Genomic DNA, 25957 nt, shown 5'->3' on the forward strand with positions numbered 1-25957 from the left:
AATAGCGCTTAAAAATGCTGTTTTACTCCAGTGTATTTAACCCTCCTTTGTAAGCCCTTTCATTTACCTGTTCCTCATCCACAAACAATATGCTTTTTTAGTATATATAATCTTTTAAAGTTCTTTTTTGGAATATAAAAAGTTAGCTATTGTTCTCCAACTTTCTCTACTTAGTCTCAATTTAAATGAAAAAACAGTTACTCTCAGGCCTTGTTTTCACCTCTGCGTTAAGCACATTTAATGTATTTGCAACGAATGGCTATTTTACTCATGGCTACGGTATGACTCACAAAGGCATGGCAGGTGCTGGTGTAGCGTTATCAGAAGAATTAATGTCGGGTGCAAATAACCCGGCTACTTTTTCAGCTAATGGCACGCAAATGTCGGTAGGCATAGAATTATTTGCTCCTGAGCGTAACTACACCGCTGCAAAGGTCGATGAATACTTTCCCAATGCACTGTATTTGGACGCAACAACCAAAAAAAGTGATAACAGCTTATTTGCAATTCCCGAATTTGCTATTGGCCATCAATTAAATGAGCGCATTAATATTGGCCTATTAGTTTACGGTAACGGCGGAATGAACACAGAATATGTGGCTGCTTCTGCCCCTCAAGGCACATTTTATGGCGGCACCACTGGTGTTGACTTAAAACAGTTATTTGTCAGTCCAACCATGAGCTATCAATTAAATGAACAAATACGCCTAGGTGTTTCTGCTATTTATGTAGTGCAACAATTTGAAGCACAAGGTTTGGCAAATTTTGCCGCCTTTTCGCAAAAGCCAGAGGCGCTGTCTAATAATGGCGTTGATACCAGCACAGGCATTGGAATGCAACTTGGGATCAGCCACATTATTAATTCGTCATTTAGCTGGGGCGCCAGTTACCGTTCATCAGTGTCTATGGATGAATTTGACCGTTACAGCGGCCTGTTTGCAGAGCAAGGCGGGTTTGATTTACCAAGCTCTATTCAGCTCGGTACCGCTTGGCAGTTTTTACCATCGCACCAAGTGGTGTTTGATTGGCAAAAAATAAATTACAGTGAAGTAAAAAGTATCGCCAACCCTATCACTAATTTAATGTCAGCGCCACTAGGGGCTGAAGCCGGAGCAGGCTTTGGTTGGCACGATATGAGTATTTATAAACTGGGTTATCAATGGCAACGCACTGAGCAACAAAAAATTAGGTTTGGTGCTTCTTATACTGAGCAACCCATTCCATCATCTGACATTTTATTTAATATTTTAGCGCCCGGTGTGCAAGAATGGCATTTTACAGCAGGCATTAGTCATGCGCTTAGTGACGCGGTAGAATTTAACGCAATGGCTTTTTATTCACCCTCTAAAAATGTAACAGGTGCAAACTATTTAGCGCCTAATCAACAACTATCAATTTCAATGGAACAATCAGGATTGGGTGTATCCCTTGCTTGGAGGATTTAAACGATGACAACCGAATTCACACCACTATCTGGGGCTATTGGCGGTGGGTTAATTGGTCTAGCCTGCGCGTTATTACTGGTTTTATTTGGTAAAGTAGCGGGAATTTCAGGGCTTATAAAATCAATTTTTAATCCACTGGCAGCAGCTTCTCGTTGGAAACTGTGTTTTGTGATGGGGTTATTACTAGCAGGTGTATTTATACAATTATTTGCCCCTGAGCTGTTAGTAGGCGAATTAAACTTATCGCCTTGGATGATTATTATTGCAGGGCTTTTGGTCGGTGCGGGGACCACGTTAGCGAATGGCTGCACGAGTGGTCACGGCGTATGTGGTATGTCTCGCTTTTCGGCCCGTTCATGGGTATCAACCTGTACGTTTATGGCAATCGCCATTATCACCGCTAATTTAGTAGGGTAAATCATGCACGCAATTATTACGCTTATTTTAGGGTTTGTATTTGGTTTGGGACTAATTATTAGTGGCATGACCAACCCAGATAAAGTGCTTAACTTTCTCACTTTTAATCAGCAATGGGACGGTAGCTTAATTATTGTTATGGCTGTTGCAATGACCATTATGATGGGCGCATGGTTTTGGCTCACTAAAAAAGGCACGCCGGTGTTTAACGACAAACTAAGCCTTAGCGATTTAAAAAAGGTCGATACGCGGTTAATTACTGGCTCTATTTTATTTGGTTTAGGTTGGGGCTTAAGCGGCGTGTGCCCGGGCCCCGGGCTTGTACAACTGGTATCACTTAAAACAGAGTTTTGGCTATTTTTTGCTTCCGTACTTGGCGGTATGTGGCTGACCAAAAAAGTATAATATGAATTGCCGAGCACGCCTCGGCCACTTAGCATACTAACCGTGATCTATGTTGTGTGCTCTTCAACTGCTGCTCAACTGAGTATATTACCAATCACTGTATATAAATCATCGCTATTAATGGGTTTGGCTATAAAGTCATCCATACCAACAATTAAACAGCGCTGCTTATCTTCCTCATAAGCATTTGCAGTGATCGCCACTATAGGTACTCGTAAGCCGGTTTTAATTTCAGTGGTTCTAATCGCGCGAGTGCATTCATAGCCATCCATGTTCGGCATTTGGCAATCCATTAAAATCAAATCAAACGACTGACTATTCAATACTTCAAGCGCCTTTAAGCCATCTTCAGCCATTGTTAAACTCGCTTTAGTAGGCTCAAGCATTTTTGCAATCACCTGTCGGTTAATCGCATTATCTTCTACCAACAGTATGCGTTTATCCAAAAGATTTGGCTGCGAAGCTGTTTTTTTAGGTAACTTTGAGGGAGCGTCTGCTGATTCTGGCGCACTAATACTAAAGGTGAACGTACTACCTTTACCCTCTTCACTGTGTAAATGAATTTCACCGTCCATCATTTTTATTAGCTTTTGAGAAATAGCCAGCCCCAGCCCTGTTCCGCCATACTTACGAGCAACGCCCACATCTGCCTGGGTAAACTCACTAAATAATAATGATTGCTGTGCCTTTGCAATACCAATACCGCTATCTTCAACGCTAACCTGAAGTTTATTATCGTTATAATCGAACGATAATCGCACAAAGCCTTGCTCTGTAAATTTATACGCATTAGAGAGTAAATTAATAATCACCTGATTTAAGCGTAATTCATCAACACTAATATACAGTGGTAAATTTGTGGTTTGAATTATGCTAAATTCTACTTCTTTAGTACTAACAATCGGCGTAAATAAAGAGCGTATATTTTCGATAAATGGAGCTACCTGCGTGGGTCTACTATTTAGCTCCATGGCATTTGCTTCAATTTTAGAAAAATCTAAAATATCGTTAAGAATATTAAGCAAGTTTTTTGCGCTTTTTTGCTGCGTGAGCAACAACTCTTTTTGTTCATTACTTAAAGACTGATCTCGAAGCAAAACCTCTCCCATACCTAATATGCCATTCATAGGTGTACGAAGTTCGTGACTCATATTAGCTAAAAATTGTGACTTAGCGATATTTGCTTCATTAGCGAGTTTAACGGCTTGTGTTAGCTCAGTTGTTTGTTCTGCTACTTTATCTGCTAGTTGCTGATTAAATTGGCTAAGTTGTTTATTAAGGTCTTCATTTTTTACATTAGAGGCTTGCAAACTTTTGATTGAATGCAGAAGTGCATTGCCCAACATTTCAAATTGTTGCTGTAATTGCAGTACTTCGTACCAACTAGAATCGGTATTAAATACGTGTTTTTTAGTTTTACTAAAGCTGTTGATTAAATTAGTTAACTCTATGATGGGTTTAACCAGCAAATGGGTGAATTTATAAATAAATAATACCACCAGTGCAATGGAAAATAGCCCCAGCAACATAGTGGGTAACCAAGCAGCCACTACCACCAAGCTTAAATATTTACGATTATAGAGCGATATAACCTGCCACCCTGTGGTGTCGTCAACATACTGATTTGTATGGTACACCTCGTTATCGTTTGAGCGAAAAAGCTGATTACCACTAAAACGTTGGATACTAAGATCCTGCTGCTTAAAATCAGTCAGCGCAGCAAACTGACTTAACGAGCTAAATACTACTTTTTTATCGGCATCAAGAACAAGTAAATCCCCTTTATACTCAAATAAATTGGGAATAAACCGCTCTAACTGATCTAGCTTGAGCGACCCCTCAACTACACCATAAAACTCATCATTTTTATAAATGGGAGCCGAAAGCGCAACAATAGGTTGATCGCCTAATCCTCTGCCTTGAAAAACGCCACTGCTGTAGCCTAAGGGGAACTGCTGAGCCTGAGCGAAATAAGGACGATCATTAACATAACGCTGACTCTGACTTAAACCACTGAGCAATTCACTGGGTATACTTTTCTCAACATAACCTTCGGAGCTCGCATACAGACTAGTTGCAAAACCAGGGTATAAAGCCATTAGCCGCTCAAGCTGCTGCTGTATTGGTGCTCCGGCACTCATTGCATCACTGGTTATTACCATTGCATTTTTATGAAACAACAAATAGTCACTAAGCTGGGCACTGATCGAGCGTGATTTTTCTTTAAGTTGCGTATTTACTTCGTATTCTAAGCGCGAGTAATGCTGATTAACCAAAAAGACACTGGTGATCAAAACCACCAAAACAATAATGATACTGACAACATAACTTAATATACGGGCCAGAGGCTGCCCTTGATAAGCCCGGCTTGCGTGGGGAACAAACACACTCACTAAGTCGACCAAAGCTAACGCTATCATGGCATTGATAAAGTATTTTGAGGCAGCCACAACAAGCGTGAGCCAAGGCAGGCCTATAACAAAGTGACCCAAAGCCCACACCAGTGGTAAGCCGACTAAAAACCAAAACACTGCGCCTAAAGGAAGTATTGGCTTAGAACGCTTTAAGCAAAAGGTATAAAGCCAAAACAGCTCAAGCACATAAACAATACTGGTCCAGCTATGCCCCCAGCGATAAAATAAAAAACCAGTGACAATAGTTAAACTAAGGAGGGAATAACGAAGCCCAGCAAACACTAAACTGAGTATTACAAACGTCTGACCAAATAAAAATTCAGAGCTATCAAAAAAATACAGAGGTAAAAGGTTAGCGCATCCCCCCAAAAGCCCTAATAATATAGCAAGCGCCCACTTATTCTTCTGAGACGTCATATTGACCCTTAATAGCTTATTTAACACCTGCGGCGTAAAGTATAATCACGAGTTTTAATTATTGCTCACTCATTAGCTATTGTCTATAAAGGTAAAAATTTAGCTAAGTGGGTATGATCTAGAATTAGTGTACGAATAATATAAATAAGAAATATTGAAAAATGGAATTTTAATACACCCAAATGAGGAATTTGGGTGGCAGTCTTACCAGCCACATCTCGGCACACACGTCACAAACTGTGGCTGCTCCCTTCCGGGCCTGACCAGGTTCGCCTGCTAGTGTTGCGAGAGGACCAATAAGACTACCATTGAGGGCCTTGGTTGGCGCGATTGAGATTATCGCTACTTTTACTCTGTTATTCAAGGGATAATCAAAAAAGAAAGTGCGATTGCATACTTCATATACAATCGCAGGGTATTTAGTGGTTAAAGCGGTTATTAATTACTCTCTAACTGCGCTTTTATATTACGTAGCGCTGCTTTTACTTTTTTCATGTTCTCTGGGCCCATGCGTAAAAGTTGTTTTTGTGCAGCGGGTAATTGCTCCCACTCAGAAAACGCATACTGATAAGTAACCGAGTCACGCAATAAAGGTAAGCTGCCTTTTGGCTCTGGAGTATCAAGTAGCAAGTCAATGGCATCTTCAAGTGTTTGTGTAAACTCATCATCGCCATAGCCAATTTCAGTGTATGCACTGTTGATTAGCGGTTTATATTCTTCGTATAAACGCACGGCTTGTGCGGCACTCATACTTGTTAGTACTTTTACATATGGGGTGTAGCGTTCATAGCTATTAGGGTCAATGGTTAAAATATCGCCTTCGTTTACGCTAAAACCTTCTTCTAATTTTGTAACTGGGGTGTGTTTTTTAGCCACTTTACCTTTTGCTAAGTTATCGATAAACACCACACCACGACGAATAACATCATCGTTTAACACTAGGCTCATTGCTGCATCGCCTAAGTATTCATCTAATTTTGCAACCACGACAGGATCACTGTCATTTAATGTTGGTAAAGACATAACCTCAGACTCTGGCTCAACGTCTGGGCGCTGTGTTGGCACTGCCAACTCTTCAGGTTTTTCTGGCTTAACCGATGGCGCCCCCACCACTGGGTCGTTTTCAGGTTTTAGCTCCATAACGGGTTGCTCTTTTATGGGTTCTTCAACCTGCATAACTGTTTCTGGGGCTTCGCTTGGTTTTAATAATACAAACGCGGCGGCAATAATAATGATTAATAAAATAACCCCTGCGAAGATAAGGTTGTTATTCGGTGGACGTTTTTGAACATCTGATTCTGATGGTTTATCTGACATACGAACTCCATAAATATAAAAATGCGATACTGTTTAGAGTACTCTAAACAGGTTTAATTCATAACTTACACTAATATTTATTAATGTAGCTAATGTATCCTTTGATTCTTCTAGCTTAAAGACTTACAGTGAATAAATAAAGTAAAGACAGCGAACAGTTTAAATACCTAACATGAAAATTAAGCAAGTCGATCCTAGTAAACCTAAAATTGCCTTATTACTAACAGGTGGTGGTGCCCGAGCGGCTTATCAAGTGGGTGTTTTGAAAGCGTTAGCGCAAAGTATGCCCAGAACCGCCCCGCTCCCCTTTAGAGTGATAAATGGCACCTCTGCCGGTGCAATTAATTCTGCGGCCTTAGCATGTTACGCCTCATGTATGCATTTAGCGGTAAGAAAACTAGAAACAGTTTGGAAAAACTTTTCAACTTCGATGGTATATAAAAGCGACTTTTTAAGTGTGTTTGGTCATATTACCCGTAATATTTTAACCAGTTTCCAGTCAGAGCATATAAACCATCCACCAGCAAGCTTGTTAAATAACCGACCACTTAGAAAACTGTTAAACGATATACTAGATTTACATCGTATTGAGCGTAATTTACACCGTGACTATTTAGAGGCGCTGTCTATCACTGCATCCAGTTATACTACTGGCGATTCTGTTGCTTTTTTTCAGTCAAATACGCAGCATTCTTGGCAACGAGCCAAGCGCGAAGGACGCGCTACTCGTATCAATGTTGAACACCTAATGGCCTCAAGTGCCATTCCTATGGTGTTTCCAAGTGTGAATATTTATAACCATTACTTTGGCGATGGCTCAATACATCAGCTTTCACCTTTAAGCCCCTCTATTCACTTAGGGGCAAATAAAATATTTATTATTGGGGTTGATCAACCCAAAGAGCCACACCCTCCAGGCTACTCTGCACATTTCCCGGGGCTTTCGGCCGTGGCAGGGCATTTACTCGACAGTGTATTTACTGACACCATGCAATCTGATTTAGAGCGCTTGGACAGAATAAACCGCACACTCGGTTTACTGCCCAATAAGCATAAGCATCAAGAATTGAAACAAATAGATAGCTTTATTATTAATCCATCGCAAAACTTCAATGCCATTGCCGCGCAGTATTACGATGATATGCCTTGGGCGATAAAAGTTTTATTACGTATGATAGGGGTAAAAAAGCGCTCTCAGTCGAGTTTGACCAGCTATTTGTTATTTGAAAAACGCTACACCCAGCATTTAATTCAAATCGGATACGACGATGGTATGAAACAACTCCCTGAAATCAGAAAGTTCTTAGAGCTAGAGTAAGTTTTTTTGCTTGATGGGCTACTCTATACCATCAAGTAAATAATGCTCTACTCGTTCTACACGCCGTGGTTTACCTTGCAGCACTATAATATCATTAGCATACAATATTGTGTGTTCTTGTGGTGTGTCTATTTCTTCGCCCTCGCGGCGAAGCGCCTTAATTAGCACTTTTCTTTTTGCTAAATTGAGTTCGCTAATTGCTTTATTAACCGCAAATGCTTTATCTGGTAAGGCTATTACATGTAAATACTCTAAACGCTCTGGCAAGTTGGTATCGCTGTCAATATTTTCGCCTGCAAAAAAGCTGTGCAATAATTTATAGCGGTTTCGTCGCTCACTGCTAACACGGCGGATAATACGGCTCATTGGCACACCAGACATTGACAACACATGCGACACCAACATTAAGCTTGCTTCAAGCGCCTCAGGCACAACCTCAGTAACCCCTAGCGCTTTTAAGCGCTCTAACTGACTATCATCACGGGTTCTTATGAGTATTTTAACCTTAGGTGCAACCTGTTTAATGGCATTAATGACTATTTGAGTTTGTTGAAATTCGGTAAAAGTAATAATGACTAGTCGCGCTCGCTCTACCCCCGCACACTTTAAAATATCTTTTTGCTCAACATGACCAAATATTAAAGGCTCGCCCGCCGCTTTTCCTTCCTGTACTAAAATGGGGTCGCTCTCTATTGCCACATAATCAATTGCCTCTGGGGATAAAAAGCGGGCAATAGTTTGTCCTACTCGAGAAAAACCGCATATCACCACATGGTTATGATAAAGCGTGCTACTTTGAAGCTCGTCTTCAAAGGCAAACTTTGCGCGTTCTAACATGCCTAGTCGTTTTAAAATAAAAGGGGTTTTATCAATTAAATAGGGCGTAAGCGCCATAGAAATTACGCCCATGGCAATTAAAAATGATACTTGCTCAACGCTCAGCAAGTTATGCTGTGCAGCGAGTGCAATTAACACAAAGCCAAACTCACCCATTTGCCACAACATTATAGCGCACGCTAACGCATCTTGTTTTCGCTCTCCCATAAATAAAGAAGATAACATCACTACGGCAATTTTTAAGATTAAGATGCCCATCAAGGCAACAATAATAATACCCGCATGATCAACAACAAAACCAATGTCTAACTGCATCCCCACGGTTACAAAAAATAACCCCATGAGAATATCGCGAAACGGGCGAATATCGGCCTCTAATTGATGACGATAGTGGCTCTCCCCTAGCATCATGCCTGCTAAAAAAGCCCCTAATGCCATCGATAAACCAAAAGAGTATGTGAGTAACCCGGCAAACAAAGACACCAATAACGTGGTTAATACAAACAGCTCATCGCTTCGTGCTAGTGCCACTTCTTTAAACACCTTGGGCAAAACCCACTTGCCAATAGCCCATAGCAATACACACACAAACGCGCCTTTAGTCAGCGCAAACAGTAATGCCCAACCAATACTATTGGGATCACTGCTGGCAAATAAAGGCAAAATAATGAGTAACGGCACAACCGCAATGTCTTGAAATAGTAAAACACCGATTGCCAATTGCCCTCGGCGTTTATTTAAATCACCACTCTCTTTTAATAATTTAGCAACCACTGCCGTAGAGGAGAGCATAATAATAATGCCGATGGTAAAACTAGTTAATAAACTAAAATTTAATAAATAAAGGATTAAAATAAGCAAGATACTGCTGACTATGACTTGCAATGAGCCTAAGCCAAATACGATATTTCGCATTGCCATTAAGCGCGATACAGAAAACTCCAGCCCCAAACTAAATAACAAAAACACAATACCCAGCTCAGCAATAAAGTCCATTTCATGGCTTTGTGCCATCCAACCAACGCCATGGCCACCAGCTAGTAAACCTACCGCTAAATAAGCTAATACAGGGGGAAGCCCTATTCGCTTAAATAGCCATACAAATAGAACCGCAGCAACTAAAAGTCCAAAAACCTGAGCATTAATATTTTGCAATGCAATCCTTATAAGCAATCAATGGAATGTAACTTAACTATAGCAACCGTATAAGTTTCAGCCAGAATGTAAATGTGGCATATAACCTGCTTAGTTATAAAAAGTAATACTATAGGGGGAAGAAATAGTGGAAAACGTTCATATTTTGACACAACGTATCTCTGGTCGCGGCGAATTTTTGCCGTTCTCAGCAGAGCAATATAATAGCAATACACCGACAGCACTGCATGAGCTGGCAGCTAAACTGCAAACGAGCTTAGTTTTAGAAGATATTTTAGGAACGTTTGCAAATTTTGCAAAACAACTGCTTAATTTTTCTGGTGTGCATTTTAAAGCAACAAGTATTGATGTAAAAACACCCAATAGTGATGTTGAAAATCCAGCGTACTCGTTTGATTTAAAAGTTGAAAATGAGTACTTAGGCACATTAACTTATTATACAAAGTATCCGCTTAGTGCGGCTATTGAGAAAAAGCTACAACACTTTCATAGTGTACTAATTTATCCATTGCGTAATGCGCTTATGTATAACCGTGTATTAAGGTTAGCCACAAAAGATTCATTAACCGGATTAAACAACCGTAGTCAATTTAATGACATGTTGCTACAAAAGCTTGAAAATCATCGACGTAACGGTCATTCGTTTAGTTTAATGCTGCTTGATTTAGATAATTTTAAGCAAGTAAATGACAACTATGGTCACAAAATTGGCGATGACGTTTTAATCGAGTTTGCTGCGGTTTTATCTAGTAGTATTAGGGGGACTGATTCGGTATTTCGCTTTGGTGGCGATGAGTTTTCAATATTAATCGAAGACCCGGCTTTTACCACCAATAAAGTGGTGGCTGAACGTATTATGCGTTTAGTCAGAAACTCACCGATTATGTCTAAATACAACGTCACAGCCAGTATTGGTTTTACGCTGACTAATAGCGACGATTGCCAGAACGAGATATTTTCTCGCGCAGATAAAGGCTTATATAAAGCAAAAGCATCTGGGCGAAACTGCGCAAAAGCCTATTAAGTAATAAAAACATTATTTTTAAAAAGCCTAGCCTCCCCCGCTGGGCTTTTTTACGCTACTTTTTTAATATCACGTGCTTATATACGCTACTTTTTTAATATAAAGTACTTATAAATTAGCAGCATGGCACAAAAACCAAAAAAGAAGCCACTGAGTAAATTAAGTAATGCGGCAATTGTCGCAAGCGGTGTAAAAAGCACTAACAGTAAGGGCATACTCACCCCTAGAATGAAAAATACGCCCCCCTTACCTAACCAATAGGCAAGTAAAATGGCGGCACATACCATACCGCCCAACACAGCGTAGCCTAATGTAATTATATTAAGGGTTAAAAATACATTCGCTAAAACCGCAATCAATAGCGTAATTAATATGCCAGTAGGTGCCTTATTTATAAGCGACAGCCCAACATGGGATTGTTGACTCATGATTTATACTCCCAAATAAAACCAGTATCATCTTTGTGATTATCACTAATAAAATAGCCAACCACTTGAACTAGCTCATCATTGTAAAAAATTAATGGAATATCAGCACGTAGCCAAGGCGCTACTTTTGCATCTTTAAACCAATGCTTAAGGGTATTACTGCCTGGTTTTTTGAGTGGTTTAATACGCGCACTATTACAGTTAAAACGAACACTGACTTGTTCATCAGGTTTAGGGGCGCGTATACCTATTCCCTGCAGGCATTGTAGTATTTGTCCGTCATTCAGCACTAGTTCGCGACTTGTTACGCGTTCAATATTAACGGCTAAAGGCGTCGGTTGCACAAAATACAGATAACCTTGATGACGGCGTATTTGTCCATCGCTTAGCTCAATAACCATTTGCGCATCAGCTTTGGCATGAATAGCCTGACTCATTATTTGCATTAACTGTTTTTGCGAAGGCATGGTATGAGTAAATAAAGCCAGCCATGCACGCAGAAGATTCGCAATGCGAATAGCGCTGTAATGAGCCATATTTTGTATATTAAGCGCCTGATGTTGGTTAATACACTGTGCGAGATCTTGCTGGGTATATTCATCAAGCAGTGCTTGTTGCTGTTGTAATAATTCTATACTACGGGCTGTACACTGCTCAAACCCAGTAAAACGCTCAGCCAACTTAGGCACGATTTGTTGACGCAAAAAATTACGATCAAAGCGTTCATTGGAGTTTGACTCATCAGTAATATGGCTAATATTAAATTGCTGAGCAAACGCTTTTATGTCGCTGCGTTTTACCCCAAGTAATGGCCTATAGCACTCACGGCCACTTTCAAGCACGCGAGTTTGCTGCATAGCGCCGAGCCCTTTTAAGCCTGAACCGCGCTTTAAACGAAGTAAAAATGTCTCTACTTGGTCGTTTAAATGCTGGCCTAACAAAATGACACTATCACTTGGGCTGTGTTCATCAAGCGCTTGATAACGCGCTTCGCGAGCCTGCGCTTCAATACTGGTGCGCGATTTCGGCTCAATAATGACGTTTGCCGCCTTAAAATCAATTGAAAGCTGCTCACAGCGTGCTTGGCAAAATTGCTGCCAGTGATGGGCGTTATCACTTAAGCCATGATTGACATAAATTGCACTTAAATCTAATTGCGGGCACTGCTGTTTTAACGCATGCATTACCTGCAACAGCACCACCGAGTCTACCCCACCAGATAAGGCTACTGTAAATGTGAATTGCCCATTTTCTAAGTAGTGATTAAGGGATTTTTTTACCTGCAGATAAATAGGTGTTTTGTGCATTAATATACCCAATGAGTAAATTGCTAATAACCCGAACAATAAAGGCTCTACGTTACGGTATTTTAAAACAAAAAAAGCCGCATAGGCGGCTTTTTTCTATATTTAGCTATTTTTAACAATAACCAAACGACATTAAACGCTTGTAACGTTGGTCAAGCATCTCTTCAAGCGATAACGCTTGTAGGTCTGCTAAATCGCGCTTAAGGCGTACTTTTAAGTTACGTGCCATCGCATCGTAATTACGGTGCGCGCCGCCTAGAGGCTCTTCAACTAAATTATTAATTAAATCTAGCTCTTTAACACGCTCTGCTGTTACACCCATTGCCTCTGCAGCCAATGGTGCTTTGTCGGCACTTTTCCATAAAATAGAGGCACAACCCTCTGGTGAAATAACCGAGTAAGTGCTGTATTGCAACATGTTTACTCTGTCGCCGACACCAATGGCTAATGCACCACCTGAACCACCTTCACCAATAACAGTACAAATTGTTGGTACTTTAAGTGCGGCCATTACTTTTAGGTTACGTGCAATTGCTTCAGACTGACCACGCTCTTCAGCGCCAACACCAGGGTATGCACCTGGGGTGTCGATAAAGGTCATGATTGGCATTTTAAAACGCTCTGCCATTTCCATTAAGCGCAATGCTTTACGGTAACCTTCAGGTTTTGGCATGCCAAAATTACGTTTGATTTTTTCAGCAGTACCACGGCCTTTTTGCTGACCGATCACCATTACTGGCTCACCATCTAAACGGGCTACGCCGCCTAAAATGGCAGGGTCGTTAGCAAACGTGCGATCACCCGCAAATTCGTCAAATTCCGTAAAAATACGCTCGATATAATCTCGAGTATAAGGACGCAACGGATGACGTGCTAACTGTGATACTTGCCAAGCGCCTAGTTCAGAGAAAATTTTCTCCTTCATTTGTGCGCTCTTTTCTTTAAGTTTGCTGACTTCCTCTTCTAATCCAAGGTCTAATTCGCCAGCGCGGCTTACATTTTGTAATTCTTCAATTTTTGCTTCTAATTCTGCAATTGGAAGCTCAAAATCAAGATAATTGAGGCTCATGCTCTAAACTACCTAATTAGTTAAATTCTAGTTCTACATTTTGCGCTGCCATCAGCGATAACTTATGAATTAAGTCGTCACTTGGCGTAACACACCATTCGATCCCTAGGGTTAATTGCACCAACGCATCGGGGCGTTGATAATATACCTTGATCGGACACGTTCCCATTTTGTATGGTTCGAGTACTTTTTGTAATTTATCGAAGAAACCAGCCTCGATCTGCACCATATTCAGCGTCATCTTAATCGCTTTTATACGCTTTTCACGCGCCTGAGCAATGGTGTTTATTTCTCTGGCGGTCATTGTAATACCACCAGAGAAGTTATCAAAGCTGACCTGTCCGGATATCACCAAAATATTGTTGATTTGCAACATATCTTGGTACATTTCAAACTGTTCTGGAAACAAGCGTACATCAATTCGGGCGCTTTTGTCATCTAAAGTTATCAGCCCCCAACGATTTCCTTTTTTATTGATTAAGGTTCTCGCTGCAATCACTAAACCTGCTCCGGTTGAGAGCACATCACGATTAGTTGGTTGTAAGTCGATGAGTCGGCCACTGGTGTAATGCCCAAGCTCTCGTCGATACTGGTTTATAGGATGTCCGGTTAAATAAAGGCCTAGGGTGTCTTTTTCGCCATCAAGCCACTGATTATCCGTAAGCGGTGTCGCTTTTATAAACGCTTGCTCTACTTCATCAGGCTCTGTAGCCAATAAACCAAATAAATCACTTTGCCCTAATAATTCAGCTTTGTTGTGCTGATCGGCTGCGCGCATCGCATCTTTTAAGCTGGCTAATAGTGTTGCTCGCCCAGGTTGAGTTTTTTCAGGCCCTAGTTGGTCTAATGCGCCTGCATAGATTAATTTCTCGGTAACGCGTTTATTTAAGCGTTTTAAATCAACACGCGCACAAAAATCAAATAGGTCTTTAAATGGGCCGCCTTTTGCTCGCGCCTCTAATATGGCATCAACCGGCGCTTCACCTACGCCTTTAATTGCCCCTATGCCATAGACAATTTCACCTTGAAGGTTAACAGTAAACTTGTATTCACCGGCGTTTACATCGGGCGGTAACAAAGTGAGTTTCATGTTTTCACACTCATCCACCAGCGTTACTATTTTGTCGGTGTTATCCATATCAGCCGACATTACCGCCGCCATAAACTCGGCCGGATAATGCGTTTTCATCCACAGCGTTTGATACGATACTAATGCATAAGCTGCTGAGTGCGATTTATTGAAACCGTAGCCTGCGAACTTCTCTACCAAGTCGAATATTTTTATCGCCAGCTCGCCATCAATGCCATTATTACGTGCGCCCTCTTCAAAGGTTGAACGCTGCTTTGCCATTTCTTCGGGCTTTTTCTTACCCATAGCACGACGTAGCATATCAGCGCCACCCAGTGTATAACCGGCCAGCACCTGTGCTATTTGCATAACTTGTTCTTGATACAAAATAATGCCGTATGTCGGCTCAAGAATCGGCTTTAAACTTTCGTGTTGATATTGCGCATCGGGATATGAGATTTCTTCTCTGCCGAGCTTTCGGTCGATGAAGTTATCTACCATGCCTGATTGCAGTGGACCTGGGCGGAACAAGGCCACTAAGGCTATCATATCTTCAAAGCAATCGGGCTTTAATCGGCGAACTAGGTCTTTCATGCCGCGTGATTCTAGCTGGAATACCGCGGTGGTTTCAGCGCGCAGCAGTAACTCTATACTTTTTTTATCATCCAATGGAATGGTGTTGATATCGACCGGCTGTTTGCCTTCACGCTTTAAGCGCTCATTGGTCATATCCAGCGCCCACTGTAATATGGTGAGCGTACGTAAGCCTAAAAAGTCAAACTTAACTAAACCGGCGGTTTCTACATCGTTTTTATCAAACTGGGTAACTGGAAACTTGCCTTCGTCATCGCAATAGAGCGCCGCAAAATCGGTAATGGTGGTAGGCGATATAACAACACCCCCGGCATGTTTACCGGCATTACGCGTACAGCCCTCAAGAATACGACACATGTCGATTAAGTCTTTAACTTCTTCATCGCCGTCGTAGGCTTCTTGCAAACGGGGTTCTACGTCAAATGCTTTAGCCAGTGTCATCCCAGGGTCGCCCGGAATAAGCTTAGAAATACGATCGACAAACCCATACGGATGACCAAGTACACGGCCTACATCGCGTATTACCGCTTTTGCTGCCATAGTACCAAAGGTAATAATTTGCGATACCGCGTCACGGCCATACAAGGCCGATACATGATCAATTACTTCATCACGCCTATCCATGCAAAAGTCGACGTCAAAGTCGGGCATAGAAACACGTTCAGGGTTTAAGAATCGCTCGAAGAGTAGGTCAAATTCGAGCGGATCAAGGTCGGTAATTTTAAGGGCATAAGCCACTAATGAACCCGCACCTGAACCACGCCCTGGGCCTACTGGAATATTGTTATCTTTACTCCACTGAATAAACTCCATTACGATCAAGAAGTAACCAGGGAATCCCATTTGGTTAATTACATCAAGTTCTATTTTTAAACGCTCATCGTATTCGCCGCGTTTTTGTTGGCGTTCTTGCTCGTCAGGGAATAAAAACTGTAATCGTTCTTCAAGGCCGTCTTGTGACACTTTAACCAAAAACTCATCAATTTTTAGTGAGCCCGTCGGGTAATCTGGTAAGAAATACTCACCTAATTGCACGGTTACATTACAGCGCTTTGCAATTTCTACGGTATTTTGTAGCGCTTCTGGAATATCACTAAATAGCTCTGCCATTTGTTCTGGCGTTTTTAGGTATTGCTCTTGTGAAAAACGCTTTGGTCGGCGTTTATCATCTAGAGTGTAACCATCAAAAATAGCCACACGAATTTCATGGGCTTCAAAGTTTTCAGGTTTTAAAAATACCACTTCATTGGTGGCCACTACTGGCAATTGCTCATTTGTTGCAAGCTCCACCGCCATGTGCAAATAGTTTTCTTCTTGAGCACGGTTGGTACGAATAAGCTCTATATAATAATGATCGCTAAAGTGCTGCTTATAAAAACTGACCACCGACTCAACAATAGCGGGGTTACCTTTTATTAAGGCTTTTCCTAAATCGCCATCTTTAGCGCCCGAGAGTATGATAAGCCCCTCTTTTAAATCAACTAACCACTCACGGTCAATGACAGGGCGATGAAAAACATGGCCACGTTGATAGGCTTTAGAGATCAATAAAGTAATATTTTTATAGCCAATGTTATCTTTGGCTAATAATGTTAATCGGCTTGGTTCGTCGGGGAATTCTGGGCTACGTACCCAAAAATCCGCACCAACAATCGGCTTAATACCCGCATTATGCGCTGCGCCATAAAAACGCACCAGACCACAAAAGTTCATTTGATCGGTAATTGCCAACGCTGGCATTTCAAGCTCTTGTGCTTTAGCGACGATTGGTTTGGTTTTTGCCAAACCATCAACCATCGAAAAGTCTGAGTGAACTCTTAGATGTACAAATTCAGGAGCCGCCATAATTACTCCTTACCCGAAAGCGCAAGCACACGCTGCACAGGTTTAAAGCTCTTGCGATGCTCATCTATCGCACCGTATTGTTCAAGCGCTGCAAAATGCGCCTTAGTTGGATACCCCTTATGCCCTGCAAACCCATATTGTGGGTAGCGCGCATCAAGTTCTATCATTTCATCATCCCGGGCAACTTTTGCTAAAATAGACGCGGCTGATATTTCAGCAACTAGGCTATCGCCTTTTACCACCGCTTGTGCGGGCATTGCTAATTTAGGTAAACGGTTACCATCAACAAATACAAATTCAGGCACTGTGCTAAGCGCTTCCACCGCGCGGCTCATAGCAAGCATGGTGGCCTGTAATATATTTAACTCATCTATTTCGCTTGGACTACAACGGCCAATAGCATAACACAGTGCTTTTTCTTTTATTTCAGTGGCTAATAATTGACGTTTTTTATCCGTTAATTTTTTAGAATCGGCCAAGCCTGCGATTGGCTTATTGGGATTTAAAATAACAGCGGCAGTAACCACATCACCCACCAGCGGCCCACGACCTACTTCATCTACACCGGCAATTAAGGTTACATTGGGTCGTTCAATTTGCATCTATTAACTCCGCCACTGCATTTGCAGCTTGTTTACTTGCATCTAATCTAATTTTTTCATGTATGGCTAAAAAGCGTGCTTTTAATTCTTTATTATCGCTATTGAGCATAGGAGTGAGCGCCGCGGTTAAATTAGCCACATTACACTCACTTTGTAAAAACTCTGGTACTAACTCTTCGTCTGCCAATAAATTGGGTAGCGAAAAATATTTAATATTAAAGGTAAATAAGGTTTTAAAAATCCAATAACTCATGGGTTTAATTTTATAACCAACCACCATTGGCTTTTTATATAACATGCCCTCAAGCGTTGCTGTACCTGATGCAAGCAATATAGCATCGGCGGCTTGCATGGCTAAATTTGATTGCCCATCCAGTAAGTTAACATTAAGTGAGGGCGCTGTGGCATTTAAAATAGCAATAAACTGCGCTTTGCGCTTTGCGTTCACCAGTGGCACCACGACTTTTAATGCAGGGTTCTGCGCTTGTAACTGCGCCGCTGTTTTTATGTAAGTTTCGCTTAACAAGCCCACTTCTGAGCCCCGGCTCCCGGGCAATAACGCTAACACCTTGTCATCAGCACTTAAGCCTAGTTGGCTGCGGGCTTGGCTATCGTCGTGCTTAAGTGCAATGTCGTCAGCTAATGTATGACCTACAAAAGTACACGGTACTTGGTGTTTGTCGTAAAATTCTTTTTCAAAAGGCAATAAAGCCAATACTAAGTTAGTTGCTGCACTTATAGTGTGAATCCGTTTTTCACGCCACGCCCACACTGAAGGGCTTACGTATTGCACGGTTTTGATGCCTGCGTCTTTTAACGGTTTTTCTACACGTAAATTAAAGTCCGGCGCATCAATACCAATAAATACATCAGGAGGGTTATCAATAAAGTGCTGTACTAACTGTTTGCGGATTTTTAGTAAACGCGGTAAACGGCCTAGGACTTCAACCAAGCCCATAACCGACAACTCATCCATATCAAACAGCGTTTTGCAGCCTTGAGCTTGCATTTTAGGGCCTGCAATACCTTCAAAAGTGGCATCAGGAAAGTGTATTTTAAGCGCTTTTATGAGCCCTTCACCTAAAATATCGCCCGACAGTTCACCTGCCACAATACCAATTCGTAGTTGTTTTTTATCTTTTTTCATTTGCTATTTTTTCACAAGTAAACCCGGCGTTCATACCGATTAGTTTACCGTGTTTTAAGGCTAGGTTAAACGCTTAAAACACACCACTTTTTTCTAACTTACTCTTAATTGATGATTGCGTATTTTATAGACTGATGTAATGTCATAGTATATTAAAGTTTTCTAATATACATATTGACAAAAATTGTACAAACGCTAATAATGATGCAAACTTTCAGAAATTACTGAAAGTTCATTAAAACATTAACAATTGCTTTGTGCTGTCACTGCATCACAACCAAAGGAGCCAAAAATGATAGATGAAACCTTTGTGGATCTATCGCGATTACAGTTTGCTGTCACCGCTCTATTTCATTTTTTATTTGTGCCGTTAACAATCGGTATGACCTGGATTTTAGTTATCATGGAATCGGTTTATGTTATGACCGGTCGCGAGATTTATCGTGATATGACTAAGTTTTGGGGCAAGTTATTTGGTATTAACTTTGCTATTGGCGTGGCGACGGGCCTCACCATGGAATTTGAGTTTGGTACTAACTGGTCGTATTACTCGCACTATGTGGGTGATGTATTTGGTGCGCCACTGGCCATTGAAGGCTTAATGGCCTTCTTTTTAGAATCAACCTTTGTGGGAATGTTCTTTTTAGGTTGGGATAGGCTCTCTAAACGCCAGCATTTAGGGGTCACATTTTTAATGGCGCTGGGCACAAATATGTCTGCGCTGTGGATTTTAGTCGCTAATGCGTGGATGCAAAATCCAGTAGGGGCTGAGTTTAACTATCAAACCATGCGCATGGAAATGACCAGTTTTGCAGAGCTGGTATTTAACCCTGTAGCACAAGTTAAGTTTATTCATACCGTGTCTGCAGGTTATGTGGCCGCCTCTATGTTTGTACTTGGAATTAGTAGCTGGTACATATTAAAAGGACGTGATTTGGCATTTGCTAAACGGTCGTTCTCGGTGGCATCAGGCTTTGGTTTAGCCTCTATTTTGTGTGTTATTTTACTCGGTGATGAATCTGGCTACGAAGTCGGTGAAGTACAAAAAGTAAAACTCGCGACCATAGAAGCTGAATGGCATACAGAAGAAGCTCCAGCAGCCTTTACTGCAATAGGTTTCCCTGACTCAGAAGAGCAAGTCACTCATGCTGCAGTAAAAATTCCCTACGCATTAGGGATTATTGCAACTCGCTCACTTGATGAGCAAGTGATTGGTATTTCAGATCTTGAGAAAAAACACGAAAAGCGTATTCGCAATGGCATGATTGCTTATGAATACCTAGAAAAACTTCGCGCAGGTGACGATACCCCTGCAAATATCGAAAAGTTTGATAACGTCAAAGATGATTTAGGCTATGGCTTATTACTTAAACGTTACACTCCTAATGTGGTAGATGCCAGCGAGGCACAAATACAACAAGCCGTTAAAGACTCCTTCCCTAAAGTGGGCCCTATGTTTTGGTCATTTAGGATTATGGTTGGCTGTGGCGTAATTATGCTTGGCGTATTCATCCTTTCTTTTTATTACAACGCCCATCGTATTATTGAACAAAAACGTTGGTTGTTGTGGGCGGCGGTATTGAGCATTCCTCTGCCTTGGATTGCTATTGAATTTGGTTGGATTGTGGCTGAATATGGCCGCCAGCCATGGGCTATTTCTGAAGTATTACCGACCTTTTTAGCAACGTCATCGCTGACGGTAAATGATATTTTAATTAGCTTAACTGGTTTTATTGTTTTCTATACTGGATTGGCGATTGTTGAAGCATGGTTAATGATTAAATTTATTAAGCAAGGCCCAAGCTCTTTGCATACCGGTAAGTACCATTTTGAATTACCTGATCACAGCACGGCTGCTAAAGGAGAACTATCATGATTTTTGATTATGAAACATTAAAAATGCTCTGGTGGTTAATTATTGGTGTGCTGTTAATTGGTTTTGCCATTACCGATGGTATGGACATGGGCGTTGCCATGTTACTGCGTATTGTGGGCAAAACAGACAGTGAACGGCGTACCGTTATTAATACCATTGGTGCCCACTGGGATGGTAACCAAGTATGGTTTATTACTGCAGGCGGAGCTTTGTTTGCAGCGTGGCCTATGGTTTATGCCGCAGCGTTTTCTGGTTTTTACTTTGCCATGATGCTGGTGTTATTTGCATTATTTTTTAGGCCTCTTGGCTTTGATTATCGCTCTAAAGTTGACTCTAAACGCTGGCGTAATAACTGGGACTGGGGCTTGTTTGCCGGTAGTGCCATACCTGCGCTGGTATTTGGTGTAGCGTTTGGTAACTTGTTTTTGGGTGTACCGTTTAATATCGATAATTTATTAAGAGTCAGTTACCAAGGGTCGTTTTTTGCTTTACTTAATCCGTTTGCGCTCATTGCCGGCTTAGTTAGTATTACCATGTTAATTGCACACGCGGGAATGTGGCTACAACTGCGCACCGCAGATCAGGTCGCTGAGCGCTCAGGACAATACGGTCGCTACTCATTACTTGCCTTTATAGTGTTATTTGCGGCGGCTGGTGTGTGGGTTGCCAACCTAACGGGCTATCAAATTGTTTCTATGGGTGATACTCAAGGCCATGCAGATCCACTGGCAAAAGTAGTCACAACCGCCCAAGGCGCATGGCTTAATAACTACAGCGAACGCCCATGGACAATGACCTTCCCTATTTTGGCATTTGCAATGGCACTGTGTGCACTGCTGTTTTCTAAAGTAAATAAACCCGCTTTAGGCTTACTGGCAACCAGTGTGATGTTAATTGGAGTGATTATGACCGCGGGCGTTTCGTTATTCCCATTTATTATGCCCTCAAGTAACAACCCTGATATTAGCTTAACCATTTGGGATGCGGTATCAAGCCACAGAACACTCAATGTTATGTTTATTGCTGTGGTTATATTTGTGCCACTCATTTTAGCCTACACCACGTGGTGTTATGTAAAAATGTGGCGCAGAGTGACGGTTGATGAAATTGAAAACAACCCTCACGGCAGCTATTAAGGAGACTAAATTATGTGGTATTTCGCGTGGATTTTAGGTGTATTACTTGCCTGTACCTTAGGCGTAATAAATGTAATGTGGTATGAGTTTCATCAAAATAAAAACAGCATTGCTGATGATGAACAAGCCACCCATGATTTATTAAACGAGCATAATACAACTCATAATGACGACTAACCCCCGACCTAATCGCGCGCAGCAACAGTCTCTGCGCGCTTTTTTAAAGCAGCAAAGTAAACCGGCAGCAATGTGGTTAAAGCTAAGCATTGCCCTAGGTACAGTTAATGCGATTTTAATGATTGCAGGCGCTTATTTACTTGCACAAACCATTCATGATGTGATGTTTGAAGGGCGTAATTTAGCCCAAGTAACCCACTTTTTATGGCCTTTAGCGGGTATTATTTTACTGCGCGCCATTTTTTTAGCGTTAAGTGAGCGCTTAAGCGCATTTGCAGCGCTTAAAATCAAATCGGCTATTCGCCAAACTTTACTCGATAAACTCACGCTACTTGGGCCAAGTTATATAGAACAACACGGCCAAGGCGCTACGCTCAACACGCTGCACAATGGTGTAGAAGCTCTGCATGACTACTATGCAAAGTACTTACCAGGGGTTGCCTATAGTGCGCTTATTCCTCTGGCAATATTAGTGGTTATATTTCCGACCGATTATAAAGCGGGACTGATATTTTTATTAACCGCACCACTTATTCCGTTTTTTATGATTCTAGTTGGTCATAAGGCAGAAGCGCTTAACCAAAAGCGCTGGCAACAACTGGCGGTATTAGGCAACTACTTTTTTGACCGCATACAAGGGCTTACCCAACTAAAATTGTTTAATGCTACGCGCAAAGAGCTAAAGCAAATAGCCCAAATTTCAGATGATTTTAGGCATGCAACGCTAAGCGTGTTAAAAATTGCTTTTTTATCTTCTTTTGCACTGGAGTTTTTAGCCACAATTAGTGTGGCACTGGTAGCGGTTATTATTGGTTTTAGATTATTTTTTGGCACGCTCGATTTTGCAACCGGCTTTGTAGTATTGCTGCTAGCGCCTGAATTTTACTTACCGCTTCGCCAATTAGGCAGCCATTATCATGCGCGCTTACAAGGAATTAGTGCTGCTGCAGATATGCTAATCATTTTAAATGCACCACTGCCATCAAAAAATAATAACCACACAGCTCATATAAACATGGAGGGTAACAGCACTATCAGCGTCCATGATCTCAATTTTAGTTACCCTAATAGCAATGAGGGAATTAATAACATTAATTTAACCCTGCCAAGCACAGGACTAGTAGCCATTGTGGGAGCTAGCGGCTCAGGTAAGAGCACCCTACTTGATTGCATGCTTGGTTTTCACCCAGAAGTAATACAACACATATCCATTGACCAACAATCATTGACGACAGCCGATATAAGCCAATTACAACAAAACATTGCCTGGATCCCACAAAAGCCAACCTTATTTTTCGACACCATTGGCGCTAATATAAAGCTAGGTAACCCAGGCGTTTCAAATGCAGCACTTGAGCAGGCGGCGCAGCAAGCTGGTGCGCTGGAATTTATTAACGACTTACCTGATGGGTTTAACACCTTAATAGGTGAACAAGGCGAAGGGCTCTCTGGAGGGCAAAAGCAGCGTATTGCTTTAGCTCGTGCATTTTTAAAAAACGCCCCTATTTTAATGCTTGATGAGCCAACCGCTCATTTAGACAGTCAAACTGAACAGCTCATTCAAAACGCTATTGCTGAGTATGCAAAAGAACACTTAGTGATCACCATAGCGCACCGCTTAAATACAGTAAGAAATGCCAAACAACTTATCGTTATGGAAAACGGTGCCATCGCTCAGCAAGGCGACTTTATAACGCTCAGCCAGCAAGCTGGCGAATTTGCAAAGCTGCTGCAAACAGCGCAACATGGAGCGACTAATGACTAACTTTATTCGTTTACTTAAATTGTGCCGCCCTCATTATAAAGCGATGCTTCTAGGGACGTTTCTAGCGTCACTCACGGTGCTAGCTAATGTAGGCTTACTCGCTATTTCCGGCTGGTTTTTAGCTTCTATGGCTGCCGCAGGAATTGCAGGCGTCCATATGAACTACTTTACCCCAGCTGGCACCATTCGTTTTTTGGCGATTGTGCGCACCGCTTCACGTTACGCTGAACGCTTAGTTACTCACAACGCCACATTTTTATTGTTAAGTGAAATACGAGTAAATATGTTCGCCACACTCAGTAAACTTAATAATCTTGATTTGGCTATGAGCCGCAGTGCCGATTTAGTTAACCGCTTACAAAATGATGTAGACGCACTAGATAAATTTTATTTAAATGTGTTGCTGCCGATGTTGGTAGCCTTACTCACTGTGCCTATTATTATGCTGTTTATGTCTGCTTACAGCCCAAGTGTAGCCTTAATTTGCTTTACGGGTATCGTTGTTATTGGGGTGGTTATACCCGCTATATTGAGCAGACAATTAGATAAAAACAGCCACCAAGAAACATTACTCAGCGCCCAATTAAGAGCTGAGCTATCTGATACCTTAACGGGTCTTAGAGAACTAAATATTTACCAAGCTCGAAACCAACAACTCACTAAGTGTGATCAGTTAAGTAAGCAGTATAACCAGCAATTATTTATTCGTCATAAGGCTCTTGGCAATGCTGATGGTTTGAGCTTACTCATAGTACAACTGGCTATGCTCGCCAGCATTGTCACTATTGTGCCGCTGGTGTTTAGCGCCGAGATGGTAAATGTTGAATTGGCGATGTTGAGTTTGTTTGTACTGGCCAGTTTTGAAAGCGTATTGTTACTACCCAACGCGTTTATTGAACTACCTAATGTATTAAAAGCAGCTGAGCGACTATTTACCCTTGAAGATAAAGTACTGAAGAAAAACGAGGTACCTTCACAGGTTATTGATTCACATAATAAAAAATGGACACTTTCGCTAGATAAAATTAGCTACCACTATGGCCAAAAGCAGGCATTAAATAATGTGAGTTTTGAGCTACCTGCAAAGCATAAAGTGGCGATTGTTGGACGAAGCGGCAGTGGTAAAACAACCTTAGTGAATTTACTCAGCGGTTTATGGCCTCTGCAACAAGGTGCAATTAGCTTACAAAGCGAAAAAGAAACAATAAACCTGCATAATTTAAATAATGAAAGCCGTGCAAAAACATTAAATATTTTAGCGCAGCAACATCATATTTTTGATGGTACATTAAGCGATAATCTTGCCTATGCGGCACCTGATGCAACACCGCAACAAATGACAGCGGCGTTAAAACAAGCCGAGCTGGGTAACTGGTTTAGCGCGCTAAAAGAAGGCTTAAATACTCGTTTAGGTACAGGGGGACGCAGTGTCTCTCAAGGCCAGTCAAGACGCATTGCCTTGGCACAAGCGCTGCTGCAACAACCCGCCATTGTAGTGCTCGATGAACCCACTGAAGGGCTCGATAATATTTCTAAACAAGCCGTTATGAACAGTATTTTACAGCTAAAAGAGCATGCTAGTGTATTAACAATTACTCATGATCCAGCGTTGTTATCGCAAATGGATAGTGTCATCTGGTTAGACAGTGGACAAATCATCGCTCAAGGTTCACATCAACAATTGCTCAATGAACACCCTGACTATGTGGCGTTAACGACCCGCTTTTAGTCCTTAGCAGTATTACTTTTATCAATAACGGTGACCGTTACATCAATAACGCCGACTTTAGGGTCGGCTATTTTTTTAAACATCGCCTTAGATAAATCAATAATTCGACCCCGAATATAAGGCCCCCTGTCATTAATTCTGACCACTACAGACTTATTATTAGCAATATTGGTAACTTTCACTTTTGTACCAAATGGGAGTCTTAGATGCGCAGCCGTTGCCGCCTGTTGGCTAAAACGTTCGCCATTAGCCGTGGTTCTGCCATGATATTTGTCTGCATAGAATGATGCTTTACCTCGCTCTGACATATCACTTTGTTGATTAATTATTTGCCTTGGCGCAGTACTACAAGCAGTTAACATAACCAATAGCATTGAAAACAATACTAACTTTATCCGTTTCATTATTTATACTTTATAGGAAAATGTGTAGGGAGTGTAATAAGGTAAGCCTGAGTAGAGACT

The 25957-nt window shown here is 41.5% G+C and carries 20 protein-coding genes and 1 other RNA gene; 10 read left to right on the forward strand and 11 right to left on the reverse strand.

Annotated features, from left to right (window positions below):
* Window positions 1–185: 185 nt before the first annotated feature.
* From BM380_RS10695 to BM380_RS10705, 3 genes are read left to right on the forward strand one after another with little or no spacing between them, the layout of a single operon-like run.
* Window positions 186–1445, forward strand: coding sequence for an OmpP1/FadL family transporter (locus BM380_RS10695; RefSeq protein WP_090494326.1), 1260 nt, complete (start codon window positions 186–188; stop codon window positions 1443–1445).
* Window positions 1446–1448: 3 nt separating this feature from the next.
* Window positions 1449–1862 (forward strand): YeeE/YedE family protein, encoded by a 414-nt coding sequence (locus tag BM380_RS10700; RefSeq protein WP_036981994.1) that lies wholly within the window; start codon window positions 1449–1451, stop codon window positions 1860–1862.
* Between the two features lie 3 nt (window positions 1863–1865).
* Window positions 1866–2267 (forward strand): DUF6691 family protein, encoded by a 402-nt coding sequence (locus tag BM380_RS10705; RefSeq protein ID WP_013465390.1) that lies wholly within the window; start codon window positions 1866–1868, stop codon window positions 2265–2267.
* Between the two features lie 74 nt (window positions 2268–2341).
* Here BM380_RS10705 and BM380_RS10710 read toward each other — a convergent pair whose 3' ends face one another.
* From BM380_RS10710 to BM380_RS10720, 3 genes are all read right to left on the reverse strand, one after another.
* On the reverse strand, window positions 2342–5098 hold the full coding sequence (locus BM380_RS10710) for a hybrid sensor histidine kinase/response regulator (RefSeq protein ID WP_090494328.1): 2757 nt from the start codon (window positions 5096–5098) through the stop codon (window positions 2342–2344).
* Window positions 5099–5300: 202 nt separating this feature from the next.
* Window positions 5301–5397: signal recognition particle sRNA small type (ffs, locus tag BM380_RS10715), an RNA gene on the reverse strand.
* Between the two features lie 139 nt (window positions 5398–5536).
* Window positions 5537–6415, reverse strand: coding sequence for a DUF3014 domain-containing protein (locus BM380_RS10720; RefSeq protein WP_090494330.1), 879 nt, complete (start codon window positions 6413–6415; stop codon window positions 5537–5539).
* A 172-nt stretch (window positions 6416–6587) separates the two neighbouring features.
* On the opposite strand from BM380_RS10720, the gene BM380_RS10725 reads away from it, so the two are divergent.
* Window positions 6588–7733, forward strand: coding sequence for a patatin-like phospholipase family protein (locus BM380_RS10725; RefSeq protein WP_016899295.1), 1146 nt, complete (start codon window positions 6588–6590; stop codon window positions 7731–7733).
* An 18-nt stretch (window positions 7734–7751) separates the two neighbouring features.
* On the opposite strand, the gene BM380_RS10730 is transcribed toward BM380_RS10725, so the two are convergent.
* Window positions 7752–9725, reverse strand: coding sequence for a monovalent cation:proton antiporter family protein (locus BM380_RS10730; protein WP_090494332.1), 1974 nt, complete (start codon window positions 9723–9725; stop codon window positions 7752–7754).
* Between the two features lie 127 nt (window positions 9726–9852).
* Here BM380_RS10730 and BM380_RS10735 point away from each other — a divergent pair, with 127 nt between their 5' ends.
* Window positions 9853–10749 (forward strand): GGDEF domain-containing protein, encoded by an 897-nt coding sequence (locus BM380_RS10735; protein ID WP_008467488.1) that lies wholly within the window; start codon window positions 9853–9855, stop codon window positions 10747–10749.
* 86 nt (window positions 10750–10835) lie between these two features.
* Here BM380_RS10735 and BM380_RS10740 read toward each other — a convergent pair whose 3' ends face one another.
* From BM380_RS10740 to lpxB, 6 genes are all read right to left on the reverse strand, one after another.
* Window positions 10836–11177: a hypothetical protein gene (locus BM380_RS10740; protein ID WP_090494334.1), complete on the reverse strand. Its 342-nt coding sequence runs from the start codon at window positions 11175–11177 to the stop codon at window positions 10836–10838.
* A complete protein-coding gene (gene tilS, locus BM380_RS10745) occupies window positions 11174–12484 on the reverse strand; it encodes a tRNA lysidine(34) synthetase TilS (protein ID WP_090494336.1) in 1311 nt (436 codons plus the stop codon). Before tilS ends, BM380_RS10740 begins: the two co-directional genes overlap by 4 nt.
* A 112-nt stretch (window positions 12485–12596) precedes the next feature.
* Window positions 12597–13553, reverse strand: coding sequence for an acetyl-CoA carboxylase carboxyl transferase subunit alpha (gene accA / locus BM380_RS10750; protein WP_008467493.1), 957 nt, complete (start codon window positions 13551–13553; stop codon window positions 12597–12599).
* 16 nt (window positions 13554–13569) lie between these two features.
* A complete protein-coding gene (gene dnaE, locus BM380_RS10755; RefSeq protein ID WP_033103773.1) occupies window positions 13570–17061 on the reverse strand; it encodes a DNA polymerase III subunit alpha in 3492 nt (1163 codons plus the stop codon).
* Window positions 17062–17063: 2 nt separating this feature from the next.
* Window positions 17064–17663 carry a ribonuclease HII gene (rnhB, locus tag BM380_RS10760; protein WP_010388148.1) on the reverse strand — a complete coding sequence of 200 codons (600 nt, stop codon included), beginning with the start codon at window positions 17661–17663 and terminating at the stop codon, window positions 17064–17066.
* Window positions 17653–18810 (reverse strand): lipid-A-disaccharide synthase, encoded by a 1158-nt coding sequence (gene lpxB, locus BM380_RS10765; protein ID WP_016899290.1) that lies wholly within the window; start codon window positions 18808–18810, stop codon window positions 17653–17655. Before lpxB ends, rnhB begins: the two co-directional genes overlap by 11 nt.
* A gap of 292 nt (window positions 18811–19102) precedes the next feature.
* Between lpxB and BM380_RS10770 the strand changes: the two genes are divergently transcribed.
* The 5 genes from BM380_RS10770 to cydC are packed head-to-tail and all read left to right on the forward strand — an operon-like array spanning window position 19103 to window position 25493.
* Entirely contained in the window at window positions 19103–20686 is a 1584-nt protein-coding gene (locus BM380_RS10770) for a cytochrome ubiquinol oxidase subunit I (RefSeq protein WP_013465416.1), read from the forward strand.
* Window positions 20683–21822, forward strand: coding sequence for a cytochrome d ubiquinol oxidase subunit II (cydB, locus tag BM380_RS10775; protein WP_013465417.1), 1140 nt, complete (start codon window positions 20683–20685; stop codon window positions 21820–21822). Before BM380_RS10770 ends, cydB begins: the two co-directional genes overlap by 4 nt.
* A gap of 12 nt (window positions 21823–21834) precedes the next feature.
* Window positions 21835–21999: a cytochrome bd-I oxidase subunit CydX gene (cydX, locus tag BM380_RS10780; RefSeq protein ID WP_013465418.1), complete on the forward strand. Its 165-nt coding sequence runs from the start codon at window positions 21835–21837 to the stop codon at window positions 21997–21999.
* On the forward strand, window positions 21989–23764 hold the full coding sequence (cydD, locus tag BM380_RS10785; RefSeq protein WP_090494338.1) for a thiol reductant ABC exporter subunit CydD: 1776 nt from the start codon (window positions 21989–21991) through the stop codon (window positions 23762–23764). Before cydX ends, cydD begins: the two co-directional genes overlap by 11 nt.
* A complete protein-coding gene (gene cydC / locus BM380_RS10790) occupies window positions 23757–25493 on the forward strand; it encodes a thiol reductant ABC exporter subunit CydC (protein WP_090494340.1) in 1737 nt (578 codons plus the stop codon). The genes cydD and cydC overlap by 8 nt, the downstream gene beginning before the upstream one ends.
* Here cydC and BM380_RS10795 read toward each other — a convergent pair.
* Window positions 25490–25897, reverse strand: a complete 408-nt coding sequence (locus BM380_RS10795; protein ID WP_090494341.1) for a septal ring lytic transglycosylase RlpA family protein — start codon at window positions 25895–25897, stop codon at window positions 25490–25492. The two genes, cydC and BM380_RS10795, sit on opposite strands and share 4 nt — an antisense overlap.
* Window positions 25898–25957: the final 60 nt, after the last annotated feature.

The sequence above is a fragment of the Pseudoalteromonas sp. DSM 26666 genome (assembly GCF_900116475.1).
In the GTDB taxonomy this organism is placed as follows: domain Bacteria; phylum Pseudomonadota; class Gammaproteobacteria; order Enterobacterales; family Alteromonadaceae; genus Pseudoalteromonas; species Pseudoalteromonas tetraodonis.